We start from the raw sequence: 4,118 nt of genomic DNA, 5'->3' as shown, positions 1-4,118 counted from the left end.
GCCGGATACCGGGACTTCCTGGCCTGGCTGACCCGGCAGGACCGGGCCGCCGCGGCCGACGCCTGGGCCGCGGAACTCGACGGGGTCGAGGAACCCACGCTCATCGCGCCGGCCGCCGTCGGAAGGACCGCGGCGCACGACACCGGATTCGGCCAGGCCGACGTCAACCTCACCCAGGACGAGGCGGCGCGGATCGCCCGCCGGGCCGGGGAACTCGGCGTCACCGTCAACACCCTGGTGCAGGGTGCCTGGGCTCTGGTGCTCGGCCAGCTGACGGGGCGGCAGGACGTGCTGTTCGGCGCCACCGTCTCCGGGCGGCCGCCCGAGGTGCCCGGCGCCGACGCCATGATCGGCATGTTCATCAACACCCTGCCGGTGCGGGTGCCCCTCACCGCGTCGGACACCGTGGCCGGCCTGCTGCGCGGGCTCCAGCACCGGCAGGCGGCCCTGATGGAACACCATCACCACGGGCTCACCGACATCCAGCAGCGCACCGGACTCCCGGCCCTCTTCGACACCCTCGTCGTCTTCGAGTCCTATCCCGAGGACCAGGGAGCGCTCACCGAGGCGGGCGAGAGGGCCGGCATCGCCGTCACCGGTCTGCGGCCGTTCTCCGTCACGCACTACCCGCTGATGCTCGCCGCCGACCTCGATCCGTATCTGCGGATCATCCTTCAGTACCGGCTCGACGCCCTCGCTCCCGCGGACGTCGAGGACATGGCCGCACGGGTGCGCCGCGTGCTGTGCGCCCTGGCCGAGGACGGCGACCGCAAGCTCGCCGGTGTGCCCATGCTCGCCCCCGCGGAACGCGACCGCCTCCTGCGCACGCTGAACGACACGGCCGCGTCCGTGCCCGACGAGACCGTGCCCGACCTGTTCGAGCGGCAGGCCGCCCTCACTCCGCACGCCACCGCCGTGGTCTCCGGCGGACTCACCCTGACCTACGGTGAACTGAACACCCGGGCCAACCGCCTCGCGCACCTGCTGATCGAGCGCGGCGTGGCCCCCGAGACAACGGTGGCGCTGGCACTGCCGCGCTCCGTGGAGCAGATCACCGCACTGCTGGCGGTGGTCAAGGCCGGCGGTGCCTTCCTGCCCGTCGACCCGGCCTATCCGGCCGAGCGGATCTCCTACATGCTCGACGACGCGCAGCCGGCCCTGCTGCTGACGCGGGCCGAGTGGACCGGGGGACTTCCCCACCACCCCGGCACCGTCGTACTCGACGACCCGGACACCCTCGCGCAGCTCGGACGCCGCCCCGGCGCCGACCCCACCGACGCCGACCGCCGTGGCCCGCTGCGTCCGCAGCACACCGCGTACGTCATCTACACCTCCGGCTCGACCGGGCGGCCCAAGGGCGTCGTCGTACCGCACAGCCCGCTGCCCAGCCTGGCCCGCACCGAGATCGAGCGGTTCGAGGTGACGGCGCGGTCCAAGGTGCTCGCCTGCACCTCGCCCAGCTTCGACATCTCCGTCATGGAATGGCTGACGGCGTTCGCCGCCGGGGCCACCCTCGTCGTGCCCCCGGGCCAGCAGATCGGCGAGTCCCTGAAGGACACCCTCGCCGATGCGGAGATCAGCGTCGGTCTCATCGCCACCTCGACCCTCGCCACCCTGCCGCCCGAGAGGTTCCCGCACCTGGCCACCCTCGGGGTGGGCGGGGAGGCGGTGCCGCCGGGCATCGTGGAGACCTGGGCCCCGGACCGCCGGCTGATCAACGGCTTCGGACCGACCGAGACCACGTGCGTGGCCACGCTGAGCGACCCGCTGGTGGCCGACGGCACGGCCCCGCCCATCGGACGGCCCGTGCTCAACACCCGGCTGTACGTACTGGACCCCTGGCTGCGGCCGGTGCCGCCCGGCGCGGCCGGCGAGCTGTACATCGCCGGCCGGGGTGTCGCCCGGAGCTACCTGCGCCGGCCCGGACTCACCGCCGAGCGTTTCGTCGCCGACCCGTTCGGGCCCGCGGGCGAGCGCATGTACCGCACCGGCGACCAGGTCCGCTGGCGGGACGACGGCCAGCTGGACTACCTCGGCCGGATCGACGACCAGGTGAAGATCCGCGGTTTCCGGATCGAGCCGGGCGAGGTCGAGAACGTCCTGGACGGCCATCCCGGTGTGGTCCGCGCCGCAGTGGTGGCCCGCGCCGGACGCACCGCCGCCGTGGGCAGGCAACTGGTCGGCTACGCCGTGCCGGTGGACGAGCACGTCACCGTGGACGACCTGCGTGCCTTCCTGGCCGAACGGCTGCCCGGCCACATGGTGCCGTCGGCGTTCGTCCTGCTCGACCGGCTGCCCACGACGGCCAACGGAAAGGTGGACCGGGCGGCCCTGCCCGAACCCGGAATCACCGGCTCCGAGTACCGCGCACCCGACGGCGCCACCGAGACGGCGCTCGCCGCGGTCTTCGCCGAACTGCTCGGCCTCGACCGGGTCGGCGCCGACGACAACTTCTTCGCCCTCGGCGGCCACTCCCTGCTGGCCACGCGACTGGTCAGCCGCATCCGCGAATCGCTCGGCGCCGAACTGGCCGTGCGCACCGTCTTCGACGCCCCGACCGTCGCCGAACTGGCCCCGCACCTGACCTCCGGCGGACCGGTGCGACCCGCGCTGCGTCCCCGCACGGACCGTCCCGAGCGGATCCCCCTGTCCTACGCCCAGCGCCGGCTGTGGTTCATGCACCGCTTCGACGGCCCCTCGGCGACCTACAACATCCCGCTGGCCCTCCGGCTGGAGGGCGCGCTGGACGTGGACGCGCTGGCCGCCGCGGTGCGGGACGTGGTGGAGCGGCACGAGAGCCTGCGGACCGTGTTCGACGAGGACGAGGGCGGTGTGCCGTTCCAGCGCGTCGTCCCGCTCGGCGAGGCGGCGCCCGCGCTCGACGTGGTGGAGGTGCCGGCGCACGAACTGTCCGACCGGGTGTCGCGGGCGATGGAGCACCGGTTCGACCTCACGGCCGGGATCCCGCTGCGCGCCACCCTGTTCCGGGCCGGGCCGCGGGAGCACGTGCTCGCGCTGGTCACCCACCACATCGCCGCCGACGGGGAGTCGATGGCGCCGCTGGCCCGTGACCTGTCGACCGCGTACACCGCCCGCCTGGACGGCGACGCCCCGGGCTGGGAGGAACTGCCGGTCCAGTACGCCGACTACACCCTGTGGCAGCGCGACCTCCTCGGCGACCCCGACGATCCCGCCGCCCTCGCGGCGCGACAGGCGGCGTACTGGCGCGAGGAACTGGCCGGTGTGCCCCAGCCCATGCAACTGCCCCTGGACCGGCCGCGCCCGCCCGTGGCCGGTCACCAGGGCGACATTCTGGAATTCACGCTCGACGCGGACCTCCTGGCCGTGGTCCGGGAGACGGCCCGCCGCCACGACGTCACCATGTCCATGTTCATGCAGGCCGCCCTGTCGGTGCTGCTGGGCCGGCTGGGCGGTGGCGAGGACGTGTCGATCGGGGCGCCCATCGCGGGCCGGGGGGACGAGGCCCTGGGTGATCTGGTGGGCTTCTTCGTGAACACCTGGGTGCTGCGGACGGACCTGTCGGGCAACCCGGCCTTCTCCGAGGTGCTGGAGCGGGTGCGCGGCAAGGCCCTGGCGGCCTACGACAACCAGGACCTGCCCTTCGAGCGGCTCGTGGAACTCCTGAACCCCGAGCGGTCCCGGGCCTACCACCCGCTGTTCCAGGTGATGTTCGCCTGGCACGACACGCTGCACGTCGACTTCGACCTGCCCGGACTGACCGCCGCCCCCGGAGTCGTGCAGACCCGGACCGCCAAGTTCGACCTCTACCTCACCCTCTCCGAGAACCGGGACGGCAGCGGTGCGAGCGGCTACCTCGAGTACGCGACGGAACTCTTCGACCGCGACACGGTGACCGCCTTCGTCGAGCGGTTCGTGCACGTGCTGCGCGGCCTGGTCGCGGACACCGCCGCACCCGTGTCCGGCGTGGACGTGCTGGTGCCCGGCGAACACGAGCGGCTGGTCGTCGACGTCAACGACAACGAGGTCACCGACCCCGACGTGTCCCTGGTGGAGTTGGTGGAGCGGCGGGTGGTGTCGGCTCCGGACGCGCGGGCGGTGGTCTGCGGTGACGTGGAGTGGTCGTACGGTGAGCTGAA

Annotated in this window: 1 protein-coding gene; it reads left to right on the top strand. The window is 73.1% G+C overall.

From position 1 onward, the window contains the following. A partial coding sequence (locus ACIBCJ_RS35550) for an amino acid adenylation domain-containing protein (RefSeq protein ID WP_365981562.1) occupies positions 1-4,118 on the top strand: 4,118 nt, incomplete at both ends.

Origin of the sequence: Streptomyces sp. NPDC051136, assembly GCF_044455745.1 — a bacterium.
Classification (GTDB): Bacteria; Actinomycetota; Actinomycetes; order Streptomycetales; family Streptomycetaceae; genus Streptomyces.
Note: the sequence above shows the minus strand (reverse complement) of the source record. Positions and strands in the feature narration are given on the sequence as shown.